A 19387-nucleotide genomic window follows, 5' to 3' on the forward strand; every position below is an offset into this window, starting at 1 on the left:
ACCTGGATTTTGAATGCAAGTTCTAACTTAATCTGGATCAATAAATGTTAAATTATCAAAGTCAATGTGATCCAGGTTTGATCACTTATTACTCCAATATGGGTATATTCGTTCCGCTTTTATAACCATAACGATGGAGCGGACATGAAAAAATTAACAGTTGCAGCATTGGCTTTAACAACTCTTCTCTCTGGTAACGCATTTGCGCATGAAGCCGGAGAGTTCTTTATTCGTGCGGGTTCTGCCACCGTCAGACCGACGGAAGGCGCAGGTGGCACGCTGGGTAGTCTGGGTGGCTTCAATGTCAGCAATAACACCCAGTTGGGGCTGACATTTACCTATATGGCAACCGACAATATCGGTGTAGAACTCCTGGCCGCTACGCCGTTTCGCCATAAGATTGGCACTGCCAAAACAGGTGATATTGCGACCGTTCACCACTTACCGCCAACCTTAATGGCACAGTGGTATTTTGGTGATTCCAGCAGCAAACTGCGTCCTTACGTTGGTGTCGGGGTGAACTACACCACTTTCTTCGATGAAGGTTTTAACAATAACGGTAAAGAAATCGGTTTATCGGATCTGAGCCTGAAAGATTCCTGGGGTGCAGCAGGGCAAGTTGGTATGGATTATCTGATCAACCGCGACTGGTTGATTAATATGTCAGTCTGGTACATGGATATCGATACTACTGCGAAGTACAAATCTAATGGTGCTGTTCTGCCGCAAGCCCGTTATAGCGACAGTGTACGCCTCGATCCGTGGGTGTTTATGTTCTCTGCGGGTTATCGTTTTTAAGTTCTTCTGCAAAACTGGTCATCAAATGACCAGTTTTTTTTCCATTTTTTTACACGCGTGTCGTTGTAGCGATCGGTCATAACTTTACTGCTATGGCCCAACAAAATTTGTGTGTCGACATCTTGCTCCCTGAAGATACTCTGGATACCTTTCGCAAATCATTATAAAAAAAAGGGGCTGCGATAAGACGCCCCAATGCTTGCATGTTATTCAACTTTTTATTGTTATTCAGGGAATTTACGGGTAGGTAAACTCCACAAATAACACTAAAAAAATGGGCCACACACAGCCCGAATATGAGTCAAAGCAATTATGATCCAATCAAGAAAGGCGTGTTTCACCAGGCTTAGCACCACTACTGTTCCTGATGCCCATTCTTTATGTCATGAGCAGGAGGGAACATATATGATAAATATCAATAATTCAGCCATGTATGACGGGGCTGCCTGCACTTTCAGATAATGCTAAAAGGCGGTGTAACCCGAACATCAGCATCGGGGAAGATCCGGTGAATCCTCTCAGTCAACTCGCCCAGAATGATATCTTTTGCATCTGGCAGACCATCAAAATTCTTTTTGTCATAAACCCGTTCCACGAACATTGCTTGTCGGGGAATTCAGGATCAAGCGATACCGAAATCGCCCTCAACCCCACCTGTTATTTTAGTTAAAAATATTAGATATCAATCACAAAGATTTAATGACAACCGTCTTCGAAATGACTATAAATCTACCCACTCGCTACGGATATAGCGTATCCAATATGCACTGCTGTGTGATTACGGGTGTCTGTGGATGTCAGCAGGCACCCGGTTTTTCATCATCGACTACACACAGCAGCTACCATGTCTGGCAAATTCTGTATTTGGGCGGTGTTTCTCCCCATTAATTCCCCAGAGCTTCCCCACTTATAAAGATGCAACGCTGTCCTTAATCAAGGGAGACATTTGCAATGAAACGAAAAACTCACAGCCCAAAGCGGAGGTTTATGTTCTCTGCGGGTTATCGTTTCTAAGTTATTGATTCAAAAGCTGAAAGGCTGATCGCTTCCTGGTAAGCTTTTTTATTGTCCGTTTTCACTCCCTGCCTTTCCTCAATTCGATGAGATGCTACTCTTTAAGCAAACTGGCTTTAAGGGGATTGAAGATGAGGTTGACCCGTCACCAGCTGCAACACAGAATTTCCCTTCTGGAAGCATCCATAAACGATGATACGGCAGAGTTTGCCGTGTATGCTGCGCGCGAGTTATTGAAATACATGAACAAGGTTGAAATTCTGGAGAAGAGCCTTGCCGTAACGATCACGCTGCCTTACTGCAGCGCCAGTCCGGTTTGCGAGATTGAGGCGGGCTATGCCGCAGGCGTGAGCGACTGTCGTGAGGCCATTCGTCGTGCAGGGTATCCGATTGAAGGTGATGATTAGTTTGCATTTATGTTAACAAAAATGTTCTTTTATTGTATAAACCTGTAACTTTCGTGCACGAGTGCGCTTACTATTTCAACTCATTAGTCTCTGGATAGTTAACATTTTTATCCAAGTACAACGCTGTTATGCAACAACATAAACGGGTAACCGGTTTGGTGATACTGTTAACTATCGGGGGGACTCGTGAAGATTGTGCAGGATAAGCTCCGAAACAGGCAGGCTCTGCTGGTATCTGGGCTCATTACGTTGGTTTTTACCTCGTTGTTTCTGTTTATCATTTATGAACAGCGTATGGCGGCCGCCAGTGAAGGCGTTAGCCGCCTGCAAGCTCACATGTTGGATATTTTTAACGATAATGAACTGATTGCCGATGCGATTGGCGAGCGTTACTACCACATCAAAACCGGCGAACAGTGTGGTGTTATGGCACAGTTTGTTCCACGAAATAAAGATGAATGGGGAATTAACGCCGACCCAAAGCGGGTTCATTCTGCAACAGGGACGATTATTGCTCAGCAACCCAGCCATAATGCGCTGTGTATGTATGCTGCAGCGGAGTTCATTCGTGGAATGGTTAATGAGCTAAATCCAGGCAGTTTCGATGCGCACCGTTACATTATCGCCAGCAATTCAGATTATTTTTACTGGTTTATGGCTTCCGATTCGCGCAATTTTAGTTTTTCTGACTCCGAAATGGCGATGGATATTACTCATTTTTTCTATCCTCCCGTCGATTTCTATACCCGGTTGTTGCAAAAAAACGTCAAAAATAAAGCCCTAAGTTCAACAAACTTCTATACCGATAAAATTACTGGTGAAAAAGCCTACAGCGTGGTGAGCTATATTTACGATCTTTCTGGTAAAGAGATATCAGATCAAATCGTGGCCTATCTGGTCTATGATCATTCGAAACCCGAGCTGGAGGAAGCGTTGGCAGAGGCGTTTGATAATCAAATTCTTCCCGGATTGAACGTTGAGTTGGTGAATCTGACCAACAAAGAGAGCCTCTGCTTATCCGGCAAATGTGCGGGACAATCCAGCTATTTGGTGCGCAATTTTTCAGAAAAATATGCGCTGCACTATTCGATATCATTAGGCCGTTTCATGGCGCGCGATACGCAAGCCGGTATTGTTATTCTGCTGGCGCCGTTCTTTTTCATCATCATTACTTTCTCGCTAAAATCATGGCTGAATGAAAGCGACCTGAAAGTTTATATTGATACGCTGACCGGCTGTTTTAATCGCCGAATTCTCGACATTATCAAACGCCGGGATTTATCACATTGCTCGGTAGTGTTACTGGATTGCAATAAGTTTAAGGCCGTCAATGATACCTGGGGGCACGCAGCAGGGGATCGTGCGCTGCAAATTATCGCCAACAGAATGTTGTCTAACACCCGTACCAGCCACGATCTTGTGATTCGCACCGGCGGAGATGAATTTATGATCCTGCTGTTTCGCTCTCAGGCCAGTGATGCGGTCGCAATTGCGGAGCGTATAAGTGGACAGGTGACCAGCCATGTATTTGTAGTGGAAGGCAATACTATACCCTTGTCAGTGTCGTGGGGGATTGCAGAGGTGAAGGGTGATCTGGATGCGGCAATCCAGAATGCGGATACGGCCATGTACAAAATGAAGCAGGCCAGGGAGTAAAACCGCCAGAAGCCTCTGGCGGTTTAATTAACTTACTGTAGGGTAGCGGCTTTCATCGCGCTGACAAACGCTTTCAGCTCAGCCAGCATCTGTTCTGGTGCCGCAACATTCTTCTCAATGATTTTCACAATCGCCGAGCCGGAAATCGCGCCAGCAGCGCCAGCTTCAATTGCACCGGCTACCTGTTCAGGCGCAGAAATACCGAAGCCTTGTAAAGAAGGCGGAGCATTATATTCTTTCAGCTTTTCGACTAAATGATGCAGGGGTCGTGCCGCACGGTTTTCTGCACCGGTCACTCCTGCTCGTGAAAGCAGGTAGGTATAACCTCGGCCATAAGAGGCAATCTGACGCAGTAGCTCTTCATCGGCATTCGGTGGACAAATGAAAATGGGTGCGATGCTATGACGTAGTGCCGCCGTTCTGAATGGCGCGGACTCCTCAACGGGAACATCGGCCACTAATACAGAATCTACACCCACTTTTTCACACTGAGCGTAAAACTCGTCAATGCCCTTGCTAAACACCAGGTTGGCATACATCAGCAAGCCAATGGGAATCGTCGGGTGCTTCTGGCGAATCAGGGCCAGCATTTCAAAGCATTGTGACGGCGTAACGCCTGCGGCAAACGCACGCAGTGTAGCCTCCTGAATGGTTGGACCATCAGCCAGCGGATCGGAGAATGGAATGCCGAGCTCAAGTGCGTCGGCACCGGCTTCAATCAGCGTATCTATGATTTTCAGTGACTGTTCAACAGACGGATCGCCCAGGGTGACGAAGGGGACAAAAGCACCTTCCTTGCGGTCCTTCAGCTGTGCAAACAGGTTTTCGTAACGTTCCATCAGATTTCCCCTCGCGCTTTCAGAATATCGTGTACGGTGAAAATGTCTTTGTCGCCGCGACCGGAGAGATTAACCACCAGTAGCTGCTCTTTTTCAGGGGTTTCACGCATCATTTTCAACGCGTGCGCCAGGGCGTGAGAGGACTCTAGTGCCGGAATTATCCCCTCGTGCAGACACAGTGTTTTGAAGGCTTCCAGCGCTTCATCGTCGGTGATCGAAACATAATCGGCACGACCAATGCTGTTCAGATACGCATGCTGTGGCCCGACCGATGGGAAGTCCAGCCCGGCGGAAATAGAGTAAGACTCTTCAATCTGTCCTTCATCGGTCTGCATCATCGGGGACTTCATACCGAAGTAAATCCCAACACGACCATGTTTCAACGGCGCGCCATGTTCCCCAGACTCAATCCCGTGACCGCCAGGCTCTACGCCGATCAGCCCGACGCTGGTTTCATTAATAAAGTCGGCGAACATACCGATAGCGTTAGAACCACCGCCCACGCAGGCGATAACGGCATCCGGCAGGCGCCCCTCTTTTTCAAGGATTTGTGCTTTGGTTTCTTCACCGATCATGCGCTGGAATTCACGCACAATGGTCGGGAAGGGGTGCGGACCTGCCGCCGTCCCGAGCATATAGTGCGCAGTATCGTAGCTGCCAGACCAGTCGCGCAGCGCTTCATTACAGGCATCTTTCAGCGTTGCGGAACCGCTGTGAACCGGGATCACTTCAGCGCCCATCAGACGCATACGGAAAACGTTAGGCGACTGACGTTCAACGTCTTTCGCACCCATATAAATACGGCATTTCAGTCCCAACAGGGCGCTGGCAAGGGCAGACGCCACGCCGTGCTGACCCGCACCGGTTTCGGCGATGATCTCAGTTTTACCCATACGCTTCGCCAGCAACGCCTGACCCAGAACCTGGTTGGTTTTGTGCGCGCCGCCGTGCAGTAAATCTTCACGTTTAAGGTACAACGTGGTGTTGGTGCCTTGAGTAATGTTCTGGCATTTGGTCAGCGCCGTTGGGCGGCCAGCATAGTTTTTTAGCAGGTCTGTAAACTGCGCCTGAAATTCAGGATCCTTTTGTGCGCTAACAAAAGCTTCTTCCAGTTGGCGCAGGGCAGGCATCAGAATCTGTGGCACATACATACCGCCAAATTCACCAAAGTACGGATTGAGTAATGTTGTCATGTCCTTTTCCTTAATATGCGCGCAGCGTCTGAAATACCGAAGCCAAAAGACGTGCATCCTTGATGCCCGGCTGTGACTCTACGCCAGAATTGAAATCGAGACCGGCACAGCCGGCTTTTGCCGCGTCAACGCAGTTATCTGCGCCAAGTCCGCCAGCCAGTAATACGTTATCCAGCGATTGTCCGCCTAAGAGAGACCAGTCGAAGCGTTGTCCGCTGCCGCCCTGACCGTTGTCGAATACGTATTTATCGACATACTGATAATCACGGGCTGGCAACGTCTCGCTGACGCTCAGCGCCTTCCAGATTTGTACCTGTGCGGGTAGCGCATTGCGTAGCGCGTCTACGTAGGCCTGGTCTTCACTACCATGCAGTTGCACTGCAGTGAGTCCCAGAGCAGCCGCTGTATCACGCACGTCGCTAATTTCTGTGTTGCGAAACACCCCGACGTATTGCAGCGGCGCGCCGGTCATGACCTCTCGCGCCTGATCAACGCTGACCGCGCGTGGCGATGTGGGTACAAAAATCAGTCCGCCATAAATCGCGCCGGATTTATACGCCGCGTTGGCATCCTGAGCCCGGGTTAAACCGCAGACTTTATTCTCGCCGAGCAGTACGCGACGCACGGCGGCATGCAGATCATCATGCGACATCAGTGCGGAGCCAATCAGAAAACCGTTAGCGAAGTGGCTGAGTTCGCGCACCTGTCCATAGGTATTGATGCCTGACTCGCTGATGACGGTAACGCCGTGGCCCAGGCGCGGCGCCAACTGGCGGGTACGATTCAGATCAATCGACAAGTCGCGTAAATCACGGTTATTGATGCCGACAACTTTGGCGCCCAGTGCGATAGCGCGCTCCAACTCTTCTTCGTTACTGACTTCGGTCAGTACGCCCATTTTCAGACTGTGGGCGACGGCGGCAAGTTGACGGTATTGCTCATCATCAAGTACCGACAACATCAGCAGACAGGCGTCCGCCTGGTTGAAACGCGCCAGGTAAATCTGGTAAGGATCGATAATAAAGTCCTTACACAGAATAGGTTGTGGCGCGATGCGGCTGACGATAGGCAGGAAATCAAAGCTGCCCTGGAAATATTTCTCATCGGTCAGCACGGAAATCGCGGAAGCATAATGTTTATATACGCCCGCAATCTGTGCCGGATCGAAGTCATCACGGATCACGCCTTTTGATGGCGATGCTTTTTTGCATTCCAGAATAAAGGCGGTGCGCGCACCTTGCAGCGCATCGTAGAAATCACGAGAGCTGGGTTGAACATCATTTTGAAAGCTGGCCAGCGGTTGTTGCTGTTTGCGGGCTTCTACCCAAATCGCCTTGTCTGCGACAATTTTCGCTAAAACGGTTTGCATCATTTACCCTCTTGCTGCCAGTGCAGTGACACGGTCATAGGCCGCACCGCTACGCAGTACATTAATCACGGTTTGCGCATTGGCTTTTAAATCTTCTTCACCGTGCAAGCGCATTAACATGGCGACATTCGCGGCCACAGCAGCTTCATGAGCGGCTTCACCTTTACCTTGTAACAAGCGACTAAGAATGTCACGGTTTTCTTCCGGCGTGCCGCCAGCCAGCTGTTCCTGGTGGTAAGGCGTCAGGCCAAAGTCTTCCGCCGTCAGTTGATAGCTCTTAATTTCGCCATCATGCAGCTCTGCCACAATGGTCGGCGCATGCAATGAAACTTCATCCATTCCACCGCTGTGCACCACGGCTGCTCGCTGATATCCGAGCACGCGTAGCGTTTCGGCAATCGGCAGCACCAGTTCCGGACTGTAAACGCCAATCAGCGCCAGCGGCGGATGCGCCGGGTTAATCAACGGGCCGAGTACGTTAAACAGCGTGCGGGTTTTCAACTGTTGGCGTACCGGCATGGCATGGCGAAAACCGGTGTGGTATTTCGGTGCAAACAGGAAACACACGCCGAGATCGTCAAGCGCCTGGCGGGATTTATCGGCGTTCATATCCAGATTGATGCCAAATGCCGCTAACAGATCCGAAGATCCCGATTTGCTGGAGACACTGCGGTTACCGTGTTTGGCCACTTTCAGCCCGCAAGCCGCTGCAACAAAGGCGCTGGCGGTGGAAATATTGATACTGTTGCTGCCGTCGCCGCCGGTACCGACAATATCGGCAAACAGATAATCAGGTCGTGGGAACGGGGCAGCATTTTCCAGCAGCGCGGTTGCCGCACCGGCAATTTCATGCGGATGCTCGCCACGAATTTTCATGCTCACCAGCGCCGCTGCCAGTTGTTCGGGTTTCAGTTCACCGCGGACCACGGCGGAGAACAGCTGGTGGCTTTCCTGCTGAGACAGCGTCTGCGCCTGATACAGTTTCTCCAGAATAGGTTGCAGCGTATTGGTCTGTTCAAGCTTCTGTTGCGCCCAGGCCAGCGTTTGCTCCAGCAGACGCGCACCCTGGGTGGTCAGAATGGACTCCGGATGGAACTGGAAGCCGCACACGCGATCGGTATCGTGACGCACCGCCATCACCATGCCGTTAAAATGGGCGTTGATGGTCAAACCGGCCGGAACGTTGCTACCAACCAGAGAGTGATAGCGTGCTACCGGTAGCGGATTTGCCAGACCGGCGAACATCGCCTGGCCGTCGTGTTCAATGCTGGACGCTTTACCATGCAGGATTTCCCCGGCCTGTCCCACATATCCACCATAGGCCTCAACAATGGCCTGATGCCCCAGACAAATACCGATGATTGGCAGCTTGCCGCGCAGGCGGGTTAACAGCTCCGGCATGCAGCCCGCTTCGCTTGGCGCACCAGGACCTGGAGAGAGCATCAGCACCGGATTTTTCATAGTCGCTAAGCGGTCAATTAACGTCTGTGCAGGAATATGGTTACGATAAATCACCACGTTGTGACCGTTAGTCCGCAACTGATCTGCCAGGTTATAGGTAAAAGAGTCGATATTATCGAGCAGCAGAATGTCAGCCATCAGAAAGTCTCCTGTGCGTGGTGTGCGGTGGCGATAGCACGCAGAACCGCACGCGCTTTATTACGGGTTTCATCGGCTTCAGACTGCGGAACAGAATCCAGAACAATCCCGGCACCGGCTTGTACGGTGGCAATACCGTCTTCCACGAGGGCGGAACGAATCACAATGCAGGTATCCAGATCGCCATGGGCGGTGAAGTAACCTACGGCGCCGCCATAGCTGCCACGGCGTCGACCTTCTGCCTCGGCGATAAGTTGCATGGCGCGAACTTTCGGCGCGCCGCTTAGCGTGCCCATATTCATACAGGCGCGGTACGCATGCAGCACATCCAGATCGCTACGCAGTTCGCCGACAACGCGAGAAACCAGGTGCATCACGAAGGAGTACCGATCCACTTTGGTCAGATCAGCAACGTAGCGGCTGCCCGGCGTACAGATGCGCGCCAGATCGTTACGCGCCAGGTCAACCAACATCAGATGCTCTGAAAGCTCTTTATGATCGGTACGCATCTCCAGCTCAATACGACTGTCGAGATCGCGGTCAAGCGAACCGTCCGCCCGACGGCAGCGTGGGCGAGTCCCGGCAATGGGATAGATTTCAATCTGGCGGCTGGAGGCATCGTATTTCAACGAGCTTTCTGGTGAAGCACCAAACAGCGTGAACTCGTCGTCCTGCATGAAAAACATATACGGGCTGGGGTTACTTTTCTTCAGTACATAGTAGGCAGCCAGCGGCGAAGGGCAGGGTAGCGAGAAACGGCGGGATGGTACCACCTGGAAAATTTCACCCGCGCGAATGGCCTTTTGCATCCCACGGACCACTGCACCAAACTCTTCATCACTCTGATTGCATTCGCAGCGCATCTGCGGGACTTCAGTGACGGGCAGCGGCGGCGCAGGTTCGGTAAGCTGTTGGCTCAGTTGCGCCAGACGGGCATTAAGACGCTGTCTTTCTGCATCGTTGGGGGTAAAAACGCTGGCCTGAATGCGGGTGCTTTTTTTCTGGTGGTCGATGACCATCAGCGTTTCTGCCAGATAGAAGCAGTAGTCAGGGCAACGGTTGCCCGCTTCAAGCTGAGGTAAATCTTCGAAACCGGCAACCAGATCATAGGAAAACAGACCGCCGAAGAACATCGCTTCACGTTCTTGCGCAGGAACATTAACCAGCCCTTGCAATAAACGGAACGCATCAAATACAGAAAGGGAACATAAACGGGCGTCTTCATCCAGCAGTGGGCTGACGGCAGGGAATCGCAGATGACGTCCATTCGGCTGTTGTTCGTTGTCAACGCCAGCTGGCAGGGCCGCATCCAGCAGGGGCAGCAGCGATGCGCCGTTTGCGGATAATGCCTGAATAGTGACAGTGTCACCGATGGCAGTAATACGCAATGCGCTGTCGACCAGCAGCAGACTCTTCAGATCGTCTTTGCTGTCGATATCTGCAGATTCCAACAACAGCGTTGCCGGACGTGCGCCGCAAACCTGATGAAACAGTGCTGTTGGATTCTCACGGTAGGCGGCATCGCAGGCAAGCAATTCGAGCGTCGGTTTTTGTGTTTGCATCGTTATTCTCATTAATTTTGTTCAAAAAAAAGCCCGCTCATTTGGCGGGCCGGGTATCTGGTTGCATATTGCAGACGTAAGACACTGCCCGAAATCAGGAAGTGCGCCACCAACCGTGCAGGATAAATGTTGCTTTCATCTCAGATACCTTCTTCATGTGAACTTGCGTACTAGTTAACTAGTTCGATGGAGTAAAGTCAACACCTGATTTCAGTATATTTGTCGAAACCGTTATGATGGGCGTGTTACGACATTTATTGAAATGGGAGCCGCCTTGAGCGACACGAATTACGCAGTGATTTATGACCTGCACAGCCATACTACAGCTTCTGATGGGCGGTTAACGCCAGAAGCCTTAGTACACCGTGCGGTAGAGATGCGAGTCGGTACACTGGCGATCACCGATCATGACACCACAGCGGGCATTGCGGCGGCAAGAGAAGAAATTTCACGTTCAGGTTTAGCGTTAAATTTGATTTCTGGCGTTGAGATATCAACGGTCTGGGAAAACCATGAGATCCATATAGTGGGTCTGAACATTGATATCGCTCATCCGATGATGCGCGATTTTCTGGCGCAACAGACGGAACGTCGCCAGCAGCGCGCGCGCCTGATTGCTGAGCGGCTCGGCAAAGCGAACATTCCCGGTGCATGGGAAGGGGCGCTGCGACTGGCTGATGGCGGGGCGGTTACACGGGGGCATTTTGCGCGTTACCTGGTGGAATGTGGCAAAGCCGCAACCATGGCGGATGTCTTTAAAAAATATCTTGCCCGTGGGAAAACCGGTTACGTTCCGCCACAGTGGTGTACAATAGAACAAGCTATTGATGTCATTCATCATTCTGGCGGTAAGGCAGTTCTGGCTCATCCAGGTCGGTACGATCTTAGCGCTAAGTGGCTGAAAAGACTGGTTGCGCATTTTGCTGAACACCGCGGCGACGCGATGGAGGTGGCACAGTGCCAGCAGTCTCCCAATGAACGAACCCATCTGGCAACGCTTGCGCGTCAGCATCAACTGTGGGCATCGCAAGGGTCGGATTTTCATCTACCCTGCCCGTGGATTGAACTGGGGCGTAAACTCTGGTTGCCCGCAGGCGTAGAAGGCGTCTGGGAACTTTGGGAGCAGCCCGAGACCACAGAGAGGAAAGTATGAGCCAGTTTTTTTATATTCATCCTGATAACCCGCAGCAGCGACTGATCAATCAGGCCGTTGATATCGTGCGGAAAGGTGGGGTGATCGTCTATCCAACTGATTCCGGCTACGCGTTGGGTTGTAAAATTGAAGATAAAGGTGCAATGGAGCGCATTTGCCGTATCCGCCACCTGCCAGACGGGCACAACTTTACGCTGATGTGCCGTGACCTGTCTGAATTGTCGACCTATTCCTTTGTCGACAACGTGGCCTTTCGTTTGATCAAAAACAACACGCCGGGCAACTACACCTTCATTCTGAAAGGGACGAAAGAGGTTCCGCGCCGTTTGTTGCAGGAAAAGCGTAAAACTATTGGCCTGCGTGTGCCCTCGAACCCGATAGCACTGGCGCTGCTTGAAGCGCTGGGCGAGCCGATGCTCTCCACGTCACTGATGCTGCCGGGCAGTGAATTTACCGAGTCAGATCCGGAAGAAATAAAAGACCGTCTGGAGAAACAGGTGGATTTGATTATCCACGGTGGTTATCTTGGCCAGCAGCCGACCACGGTCATCGATTTAACCGACGATTCTCCGGTGGTGCTGCGGGAAGGCGTCGGCGATGTTAAACCTTTCTTATAAGGGCGCGAACCGCTATACTACGCGGCCTTAAAATGGCGCTGACTGGCGCCGTTGATTCTCCTGTTCGACGCCTGTGAAGGCGACATCTAAAGGAAGCTCTATGAGCGAAAAGTTACAAAAAGTGCTGGCGCGCGCTGGCCACGGTTCTCGCCGTGAAATTGAATCTATTATTGCCGCGGGTCGCGTGAGCGTTGATGGCAAAATTGCCACGCTTGGCGATCGCGTTGAAGTCACGCCGGGTCTGAAAATCCGTATCGACGGTCATCTGATTTCGGTTAAAGAGCCTGCGGAGCAAATCTGCCGCGTTCTGGCCTACTACAAGCCAGAAGGTGAACTGTGTACCCGTAACGATCCGGAAGGTCGTCCGACCGTATTTGATCGTCTGCCAAAACTGCGCGACGCGCGCTGGATTGCAGTGGGGCGCCTGGACGTGAATACCTGTGGTTTACTGTTGTTCACCACCGACGGTGAGCTCGCGAACCGTTTGATGCACCCAAGCCGCGAAGTTGAACGTGAATATGCGGTGCGTGTGTTTGGCCAGGTTGATGACGCGAAACTGCGCGATCTGAGTCGTGGCGTGCAGCTGGAAGATGGTCCGGCTGCGTTTAAAACGATCAAGTTCAGCGGCGGTGAAGGGATCAACCAGTGGTATAACGTCACGCTGACCGAAGGGCGTAACCGTGAAGTCCGTCGCCTGTGGGAAGCCGTAGGTGTGCAGGTAAGCCGTTTGATCCGTGTCCGTTACGGTGATATCCCGCTGCCGAAAGGCCTGCCGCGTGGTGGCTGGACAGAGCTTGATCTTGCTCAGACCAACTATCTGCGTGAACTGGTGGAGCTGAAACCAGAAACGACCTCCAAAGTGGCCGTCGAGAAAGATCGTCGCCGCATGAAGGCAAACCAGATCCGTCGTGCGGTAAAGCGTCACTCTCAGGTCGGCAGCAGCCGTCGTCCGGGCGGTCGCAGCAACAACGGTTAATTTTGCTGTCGTAGAGATCAAAAGGGCCCAGTGGGCCCTTTTTTAGTAATCGATCCCTGGCTGGGCTTTCACGCCCGCTTCAAACGCATGCTTGACCGGGCGCAGCTCGCTGACCGTGTCAGCTAACTCCAGAATATCGCGATGACATCCTCGCCCAGTGATAATGACCGTTTGATGGGCTGGGCGCGCGTTCAGGGCATTGATGACCTCTTCAAGCGGCAGGTAGTCGTAAGCCACCATGTAGGTCAGTTCGTCCAGTATCACCATATCCAGCTCTGCATCGGCCAGCATCCGCTTACCGTGTTCCCACACGGCCATACAGGCAGCGGTGTCGGACTCGCGGTTCTGCGTTTCCCAGGTAAATCCTGTTGCCATGACCTGAAACTCTACGCCGTGAGGTTCGAGTAAGTTACGTTCCCCGTTTGGCCATGTGCCCTTAATAAATTGCACCACGCCGACTTTTTTACCGTGACCTACTGCGCGGGTGGCGGTACCGAACGCGGCGGTGGTTTTTCCCTTACCATTACCGGTGAACACGATGATAATCCCGCGCTCATCTTTCGCTGCGGCAACACGGGCATCAACCCGGTCTTTTACGCGCTGCTGGCGCTGTTGATAGCGTTCTTCACTCATTGGGCTATTCCTGGTTTACGGCCCGGCTGGGCATCGAAAGTCATACCGGTTTTACGGCGGCTGTCATCGCCCATCAGCCACAGATAGAGCGGCATGATATCGGCGGGCGTTTTCAATTTTTGCGGATCTTCGGTCGGGAATGCGCTGGCTCGCATGTCGGTACGTGTACCGCCAGGATTGATACAGTTTACGCGCAGGTGGCGGTTCTGATATTCATCTGCCAGAACCTGCATCATTCCTTCGGTAGCAAATTTGGAGACGGCATATGCCCCCCAGTTGGCGCGCCCCTGGCGACCGACGCTGGAGGAGGTGAAGACCAGCGAGCCGGCATCAGATTTGAGCAACAACGGCAGCAATGCCTGTGTCAGCATAAAGGTCGCATTGACGTTTACTTGCATCACGTCCTGCCAGACCTGCGGGTTTTGTTCGCTCATCGGGCAAATATCGCCGAGCAATCCAGCATTATGCAGTACACCATCCAGACGCGGGAAATGCGCGGCAATGCGTTGTGCGAGCTGGTGGCATTCAGTGGATGTGCAGTTGAGCAGATCCAGCGTAAACCAGTGTGGTTGCGTACCGTTTTCATCGGCGATGGTGCGGGCAACCCGGCGCAGTTTCTCTTCGTTGCGTCCAAGCAGAATAACGGTCGCGCCGTAACGCGCATAGGTCTGAGCGGCCTCACGCCCGATGCCGTCGCTGGCTCCGGTGACCAGAATAATGCGGTCCTGTAGAAGGTCTTGTTTAGGTTGATAATGCACGGCTACTCCTCGGCGACGTCTGGCCATCTCGTTCGCGATAACTTTTGGGCTTTATGCCTTAAACCCTGTTCTTTTTCAATCAGCCAAAGGCAATAACACCGCAAAATGAACGCGTTGTCATGCTTTTTGCTGGTTCCTCACTGGATGGAGAAGCAAGACGGGTTAACAAGGCTGTTGTACACTGAGCAAAAGTAGCGTTGTTTAACCAAGGTGGGTCTTGTGGAATTGTTGTCTGAATATGGGCTGTTTTTGGCAAAAATTGTCACTGTCGTAGTGGCTATCGCGGTGGTGGTGATGCTGATTGTAAATGCGACACAACGCAAACGTCAGCGTGGAGAATTACGGGTTATTAATCTCAGCGATCAATATAAAGAGATGAAGGAAGACCTGTCGCTGGCCCTGTTAGATGGGCATCAGCAAAAACTTTGGCACAAGGCGCAGAAAAAGAAACATAAGTTGGAGGCGAAAGCGGCTAAGGCTAAAGCGAAACAGGGAGACAGCACGTTATCTGATAAGCCTCGGGTATGGGTTCTCGATTTTAAAGGCAGTATGGATGCCCATGAGGTCAGCGCATTACGCGAAGAGGTTACAGCGGTGCTGGCGGTCGTTAAACCTCAGGACCAGGTGGTGGTTCGTCTTGAAAGTCCGGGCGGCGTGGTACATGGCTATGGTCTGGCCGCCTCGCAGTTACAACGCTTGCGCGATAAGCAGATCCCGCTAACCGTCACGGTAGATAAAGTCGCTGCCAGCGGCGGATATATGATGGCCTGCGTGGCGGATAAAATTGTCTCGGCGCCGTTTGCTATCGTCGGCTCTATTGGCGTCGTCGCGCAGATCCCGAACTTTAACCGTTTCCTGAAAGGGAAAGATATTGATATCGAGCTGCATACCGCCGGACAGTATAAACGTACGCTGACTTTACTCGGTGAAAACACGGAAGAAGGGCGGCAGAAATTCCGCGAAGATCTGAACGAAACGCATCATCTGTTTAAAGATTTTGTGCAGCGCATGCGTCCGACTCTGGACATTGAGCAGGTTGCCACAGGGGAACATTGGTTTGGTCAACAAGCACTGGCAAATGGGTTAGTGGATGAGATCAATACCAGCGATGAGGTGATCCTCGGGTTGATGGAAGGCCGCGAGGTATTAAACGTACGTTACCTGCAGCGTAAAAAACTGATGGATCGTTTCACCGGTAGTGCGGCGGAGAGCGCTGACCGTTTGCTGATGCGCTGGTGGCAGCGGGGACAGAAACCTCTGATGTAAATCTTCATTGCCGGGTGGCGATGCAAACGCGTCTTACCCGACCTACAGATATGCACTAACGTAGGCAGGATTAAGCTCAGTCGCCATCCGGCAAATGATTTCTCGCGTTAATCGATCAAGTGATACTTTTCAGAAAGTACGTGCGCCAGGTGTTTAAACATATTAAACACAGCCGTACTTTTGGGCGTCGGTAGCCCTTGCTCGTCTAAAAAGTAATCTCCGCTGAAAACCAGTACACCATTTCGCTGTGTAACTCCGGTGGCGACAATCCCCGCCAGCGTGTCCTCATGCTCACGAATGATTTTGTTGGCTTCAATCAGCAGTGTTTCGCGATCGATGGGTTGAGTGTCTTTATGCATGATTTACTCCTTAAACAAGGACATTAGTCTACGCTGAGCCCAGCTTATGGGCAAATATTCCCTGACATAAATGAAGGTTTTACGGCGGTGTTACAACTGGCGATATTTGTTTTTGCATGCTAATAAAGTTGCGTAACGCATTTTATCAGGTACAGTGTGACGCTTTCGTCAATCTGGCAACAGATTTGCTTGACATTCGACCAATACTTCGTCGTGCTATAGCGTTTGTGAGCAAAAAAGCCTGTTAACTCAGTTATATGAGAGTTACATTGCAAGCGCGAATCAGTTTAAGGGGTTGATATCCGCCGACGCAGAGACCATATCGATGTCTCGTCGCCAGTGGAAGGTGAATCAACGTGCGACGCATTCTGGAAGAATCAAATTAGGTAAAGGTGAATATGGGTAAAGCTCTTGTCATCGTTGAGTCCCCGGCAAAAGCCAAAACGATCAACAAGTATCTGGGTAATGACTACGTGGTGAAATCCAGCGTCGGTCATATCCGTGATTTGCCGACCAGTGGCTCAGCAACTAAAAAGAGCGCCGACTCAACCTCCACCAAAACGGCTAAAAAGCCCAAAAAGGATGAACGTGGCGCTCTCGTCAACCGTATGGGTGTTGACCCGTGGCACAACTGGGATGCGCGCTATGAAGTGCTGCCCGGTAAAGAGAAAGTGGTTTCTGAACTGAAGCAACTGGCTGAAAAAGCCGACCACATCTATCTCGCAACCGACCTTGACCGCGAAGGGGAAGCCATTGCGTGGCACCTGCGGGAAGTGATCGGTGGCGATGACACCCGCTACAGCCGCGTGGTGTTTAACGAAATTACCAAAAACGCTATTCGTCAGGCATTTGAAAAACCTGGCGAACTGAACATCGACCGTGTAAATGCGCAACAGGCGCGCCGCTTTATGGACCGTGTTGTGGGCTATATGGTGTCGCCGCTGCTGTGGAAAAAAATTGCGCGTGGTCTGTCAGCTGGTCGCGTACAGTCAGTTGCTGTGCGTCTGGTGGTTGAGCGTGAACGCGAAATCAAAGCATTTGTTCCAGAAGAGTTCTGGGAGATTGATGCCAACACAACCACGCCAGGCGGTGACGCGTTACCGCTCGAGGTGACGCATCAGAATGATAAACCGTTCCGTCCGGTCAACCGGGAACAAACGCTTGCCGCCGTTAGTCTGTTGGAAAAAGCGCGCTACAGCGTTCTGGAACGTGAAGATAAGCCGACCAGCAGCAAGCCGGGCGCGCCGTTTATCACCTCTACGCTACAGCAGGCTGCCAGCACGCGTCTGGGTTTCGGTGTGAAGAAAACCATGATGATGGCGCAACGCTTGTATGAAGCGGGCTATATCACTTACATGCGTACTGACTCAACTAACCTGAGCCAGGACGCGGTGAACATGGTCCGCGATTACATCAGCGATAATTTTGGCAAAAAATATTTGCCGGATAGCGCGAACCAGTACGCCAGCAAAGAGAACTCGCAAGAAGCGCATGAAGCTATTCGTCCTTCCGATGTCGCCGTACAGGCGGAATCGCTGAAAGACATGGAAGCCGATGCGCAAAAACTGTATCAACTGATTTGGCGCCAGTTTGTTGCCTGTCAGATGACGCCAGCTAAATACGACTCAACCACGTTGACCGTAGACGCGGGTGATTTCCGTCTGAAGGCGCGCGGTCGTATTCTGCGCTTCGATGGCTGGACAAAGGTAATGCCAGCGCTGCGTAAGGGCGATGAAGACCGCATTTTACCGGCGGTAGAAAAAGGCGATACGCTGACGCTTATCGAACTGACGCCAGCACAGCACTTTACTAAACCGCCTGCACGTTTCAGTGAAGCCTCGCTGGTTAAAGAGCTTGAAAAGCGTGGCATTGGTCGTCCATCAACGTATGCGTCGATCATTTCTACGATTCAGGATCGCGGTTATGTTCGCGTGGAAAACCGTCGTTTCTACGCAGAAAAAATGGGTGAAATCGTCACCGATCGTCTGGAAGAAAACTTCCGTGAACTGATGAACTACGATTTTACCGCGCAGATGGAAGACAGCCTCGATCAGGTCGCGAATCACGAAGCCGAATGGAAGGGCGTGCTCGACAACTTCTTCACTGATTTTACTCAGCAACTGGATAAAGCCGAGAAAGATCCTGAAGAGGGCGGTATGCGTCCGAACCAGATGGTGCTGACCAGCATTGATTGTCCGACCTGCGGACGCAAGATGGGGATTCGTACCGCCAGTACCGGCGTTTTCCTTGGTTGTTCCGGTTACGCGCTTTCCCCGAAAGAGCGTTGCAAAACTACCATTAATCTGGTGCCGGAAAACGAAGTACTGAACGTGCTGGAAGGCGACGATGCGGAAACGAATGCTCTGCGCGCCAAACGTCGCTGCCAGAAATGCGGCACGGCGATGGACAGCTACCTTATCGATCCTAAGCGCAAGCTGCATGTATGTGGTAATAACCCTACCTGCGATGGCTATGAGATTGAAGAGGGCGAATTCCGCATCAAGGGTTATGACGGTCCTATCGTTGAGTGTGAGAAATGTGGCTCTGAGATGCACCTGAAAATGGGGCGTTTTGGCAAGTACATGGCGTGTACCAACGACGAGTGCAAAAATACCCGTAAGATCCTGCGCAACGGTGAAGTCGCTCCGCCGAAAGAAGATCCGGTTCCGTTGCCGGAACTGCCGTGTGAAAAATCTGACGCGTATTTCGTGTTACGTGATGGTGCTGCAGGTATCTTCCTCGCGGCAAATACGTTCCCGAAATCACGTGAGACCCGTGCGCCGCTGGTGGAAGAGTTGTACCGTTTCCGCGATCGTCTACCGGAAAAACTGCGCTATTTGGCAGATGCACCGCAGACAGATCCGGACGGCAACAAGTCCATGGTTCGCTTCAGCCGTAAAACCAAGCAGCAGTACGTCGCCGCTGAGAAAGACGGTAAGGCGACCGGCTGGTCCGCGTTCTTCGTTGACGGTAAATGGGTAGAAGGGAAGAAATAACAGTATTTTGGCTGAATTTCTCCTTAAAGGGTCGCATAAGCGGCCCTTTTTGTTTAGGCCCTATTATTTTTTATCATGCCTATACAGATCACATAGAAATGATATAGTGGTTATAGTTAACAGACTTTTTATTATTAAATCGTATTAGCAGCGCTTAGCAGCTTGCTTTGAAACGATGATTTGATGGCGCAA

General features: G+C 51.6%; 17 protein-coding genes, 1 pseudogene and 1 other annotated feature. Of the genes and pseudogenes, 8 read left to right on the forward strand and 10 right to left on the reverse strand.

What is annotated here, in order from left to right:
* The first annotated feature begins 144 nt into the window (after window positions 1-144).
* Complete coding sequence (ompW, locus tag OGY15_RS17740; RefSeq protein ID WP_151219375.1) at window positions 145-798, forward strand: outer membrane protein OmpW; 654 nt, start codon at window positions 145-147, stop codon at window positions 796-798.
* A gap of 460 nt (window positions 799-1258) precedes the next feature.
* On the opposite strand, the pseudogene OGY15_RS17745 reads toward ompW, so the two are convergent.
* Window positions 1259-1399, reverse strand: a pseudogene (locus OGY15_RS17745) (DinI family protein); the annotation flags it as partial.
* Between the two features lie 544 nt (window positions 1400-1943).
* Between OGY15_RS17745 and OGY15_RS17750 the strand changes: the two are divergent.
* Both OGY15_RS17750 and OGY15_RS17755 read left to right on the forward strand, forming a co-directional pair.
* Window positions 1944-2219 (forward strand): hypothetical protein, encoded by a 276-nt coding sequence (locus OGY15_RS17750; protein WP_151219373.1) that lies wholly within the window; start codon window positions 1944-1946, stop codon window positions 2217-2219.
* Window positions 2220-2405: 186 nt separating this feature from the next.
* Entirely contained in the window at window positions 2406-3875 is a 1470-nt protein-coding gene (locus tag OGY15_RS17755) for a GGDEF domain-containing protein (RefSeq protein ID WP_187252331.1), read from the forward strand.
* 32 nt (window positions 3876-3907) lie between these two features.
* On the opposite strand, the gene trpA is transcribed toward OGY15_RS17755, so the two are convergent.
* The 6 genes from trpA to trpL form a co-directional block, all read right to left on the reverse strand.
* On the reverse strand, window positions 3908-4714 hold the full coding sequence (gene trpA, locus OGY15_RS17760) for a tryptophan synthase subunit alpha (RefSeq protein WP_286540411.1): 807 nt from the start codon (window positions 4712-4714) through the stop codon (window positions 3908-3910).
* Window positions 4714-5907 carry a tryptophan synthase subunit beta gene (gene trpB / locus OGY15_RS17765; protein ID WP_151225521.1) on the reverse strand — a complete coding sequence of 398 codons (1194 nt, stop codon included), beginning with the start codon at window positions 5905-5907 and terminating at the stop codon, window positions 4714-4716. Before trpB ends, trpA begins: the two co-directional genes overlap by 1 nt.
* Window positions 5908-5917: 10 nt before the next feature.
* On the reverse strand, window positions 5918-7276 hold the full coding sequence (gene trpCF, locus OGY15_RS17770) for a bifunctional indole-3-glycerol-phosphate synthase TrpC/phosphoribosylanthranilate isomerase TrpF (protein ID WP_286540750.1): 1359 nt from the start codon (window positions 7274-7276) through the stop codon (window positions 5918-5920).
* Between the two features lie 3 nt (window positions 7277-7279).
* Window positions 7280-8875, reverse strand: a complete 1596-nt coding sequence (gene trpD, locus OGY15_RS17775; RefSeq protein WP_151219371.1) for a bifunctional anthranilate synthase glutamate amidotransferase component TrpG/anthranilate phosphoribosyltransferase TrpD — start codon at window positions 8873-8875, stop codon at window positions 7280-7282.
* On the reverse strand, window positions 8875-10437 hold the full coding sequence (locus OGY15_RS17780; RefSeq protein WP_286540413.1) for an anthranilate synthase component 1: 1563 nt from the start codon (window positions 10435-10437) through the stop codon (window positions 8875-8877). Before OGY15_RS17780 ends, trpD begins: the two co-directional genes overlap by 1 nt.
* A 23-nt stretch (window positions 10438-10460) precedes the next feature.
* Window positions 10461-10555 (reverse strand) — a sequence feature (Trp leader region).
* Window positions 10532-10576 carry a trp operon leader peptide gene (gene trpL, locus OGY15_RS17785; RefSeq protein ID WP_133087228.1) on the reverse strand — a complete coding sequence of 15 codons (45 nt, stop codon included), beginning with the start codon at window positions 10574-10576 and terminating at the stop codon, window positions 10532-10534. It overlaps the preceding feature by 24 nt.
* A gap of 135 nt (window positions 10577-10711) precedes the next feature.
* Between trpL and rnm the strand changes: the two genes are divergently transcribed.
* From rnm to rluB, 3 genes are all read left to right on the forward strand, one after another.
* Complete coding sequence (gene rnm, locus OGY15_RS17790) at window positions 10712-11590, forward strand: RNase RNM (protein ID WP_502872315.1); 879 nt, start codon at window positions 10712-10714, stop codon at window positions 11588-11590.
* On the forward strand, window positions 11587-12207 hold the full coding sequence (locus OGY15_RS17795) for an L-threonylcarbamoyladenylate synthase (RefSeq protein WP_187252335.1): 621 nt from the start codon (window positions 11587-11589) through the stop codon (window positions 12205-12207). The genes rnm and OGY15_RS17795 overlap by 4 nt, the downstream gene beginning before the upstream one ends.
* A gap of 100 nt (window positions 12208-12307) precedes the next feature.
* Window positions 12308-13183, forward strand: coding sequence for a 23S rRNA pseudouridine(2605) synthase RluB (gene rluB, locus OGY15_RS17800; protein WP_187252336.1), 876 nt, complete (start codon window positions 12308-12310; stop codon window positions 13181-13183).
* A gap of 42 nt (window positions 13184-13225) precedes the next feature.
* Here rluB and cobO read toward each other — a convergent pair whose 3' ends face one another.
* Entirely contained in the window at window positions 13226-13816 is a 591-nt protein-coding gene (cobO, locus tag OGY15_RS17805; protein WP_187252337.1) for a cob(I)yrinic acid a,c-diamide adenosyltransferase, read from the reverse strand.
* The gene (locus OGY15_RS17810; RefSeq protein WP_151219368.1) at window positions 13813-14574 is read right to left on the reverse strand and encodes a YciK family oxidoreductase; all 762 of its coding nucleotides are present in this window, start codon (window positions 14572-14574) and stop codon (window positions 13813-13815) included. Before OGY15_RS17810 ends, cobO begins: the two co-directional genes overlap by 4 nt.
* 219 nt (window positions 14575-14793) lie before the next feature.
* Between OGY15_RS17810 and sohB the strand changes: the two genes are divergently transcribed.
* Window positions 14794-15840 (forward strand): protease SohB, encoded by a 1047-nt coding sequence (gene sohB / locus OGY15_RS17815; RefSeq protein WP_151219367.1) that lies wholly within the window; start codon window positions 14794-14796, stop codon window positions 15838-15840.
* Window positions 15841-15947: 107 nt separating this feature from the next.
* Here sohB and OGY15_RS17820 read toward each other — a convergent pair whose 3' ends face one another.
* Complete coding sequence (locus OGY15_RS17820; RefSeq protein ID WP_003020616.1) at window positions 15948-16199, reverse strand: YciN family protein; 252 nt, start codon at window positions 16197-16199, stop codon at window positions 15948-15950.
* Between the two features lie 398 nt (window positions 16200-16597).
* Between OGY15_RS17820 and topA the strand changes: the two genes are divergently transcribed.
* Complete coding sequence (topA, locus tag OGY15_RS17825) at window positions 16598-19195, forward strand: type I DNA topoisomerase (protein WP_151219366.1); 2598 nt, start codon at window positions 16598-16600, stop codon at window positions 19193-19195.
* The last annotated feature ends 192 nt before the right edge of the window (window positions 19196-19387 follow it).

This window comes from Citrobacter sp. Cu231, assembly GCF_030332265.1.
Taxonomy (GTDB): domain Bacteria; phylum Pseudomonadota; class Gammaproteobacteria; order Enterobacterales; family Enterobacteriaceae; genus Citrobacter; species Citrobacter meridianamericanus.

Excerpts from the sequence above, each read along its gene's own strand:
- OGY15_RS17750 (WP_151219373.1), top strand. The coding sequence starts at position 1,944 with ATGAGGTTGACCCGTCACCAGCTGCAACACAGAATTTCCCTTCTGGAA.
- rluB (WP_187252336.1), top strand. The coding sequence starts at position 12,308 with ATGAGCGAAAAGTTACAAAAAGTGCTGGCGCGCGCTGGCCACGGTTCT.
- ompW (WP_151219375.1), top strand. The coding sequence starts at position 145 with ATGAAAAAATTAACAGTTGCAGCATTGGCTTTAACAACTCTTCTCTCT.
- OGY15_RS17780 (WP_286540413.1), bottom strand. The coding sequence starts at position 10,437 with ATGCAAACACAAAAACCGACGCTCGAATTGCTTGCCTGCGATGCCGCC.
- OGY15_RS17795 (WP_187252335.1), top strand. The coding sequence starts at position 11,587 with ATGAGCCAGTTTTTTTATATTCATCCTGATAACCCGCAGCAGCGACTG.
- trpCF (WP_286540750.1), bottom strand. The coding sequence starts at position 7,276 with ATGCAAACCGTTTTAGCGAAAATTGTCGCAGACAAGGCGATTTGGGTA.
- trpB (WP_151225521.1), bottom strand. The coding sequence starts at position 5,907 with ATGACAACATTACTCAATCCGTACTTTGGTGAATTTGGCGGTATGTAT.
- trpD (WP_151219371.1), bottom strand. The coding sequence starts at position 8,875 with ATGGCTGACATTCTGCTGCTCGATAATATCGACTCTTTTACCTATAAC.
- cobO (WP_187252337.1), bottom strand. The coding sequence starts at position 13,816 with ATGAGTGAAGAACGCTATCAACAGCGCCAGCAGCGCGTAAAAGACCGG.
- topA (WP_151219366.1), top strand. The coding sequence starts at position 16,598 with ATGGGTAAAGCTCTTGTCATCGTTGAGTCCCCGGCAAAAGCCAAAACG.
- OGY15_RS17820 (WP_003020616.1), bottom strand. The coding sequence starts at position 16,199 with ATGCATAAAGACACTCAACCCATCGATCGCGAAACACTGCTGATTGAA.
- trpA (WP_286540411.1), bottom strand. The coding sequence starts at position 4,714 with ATGGAACGTTACGAAAACCTGTTTGCACAGCTGAAGGACCGCAAGGAA.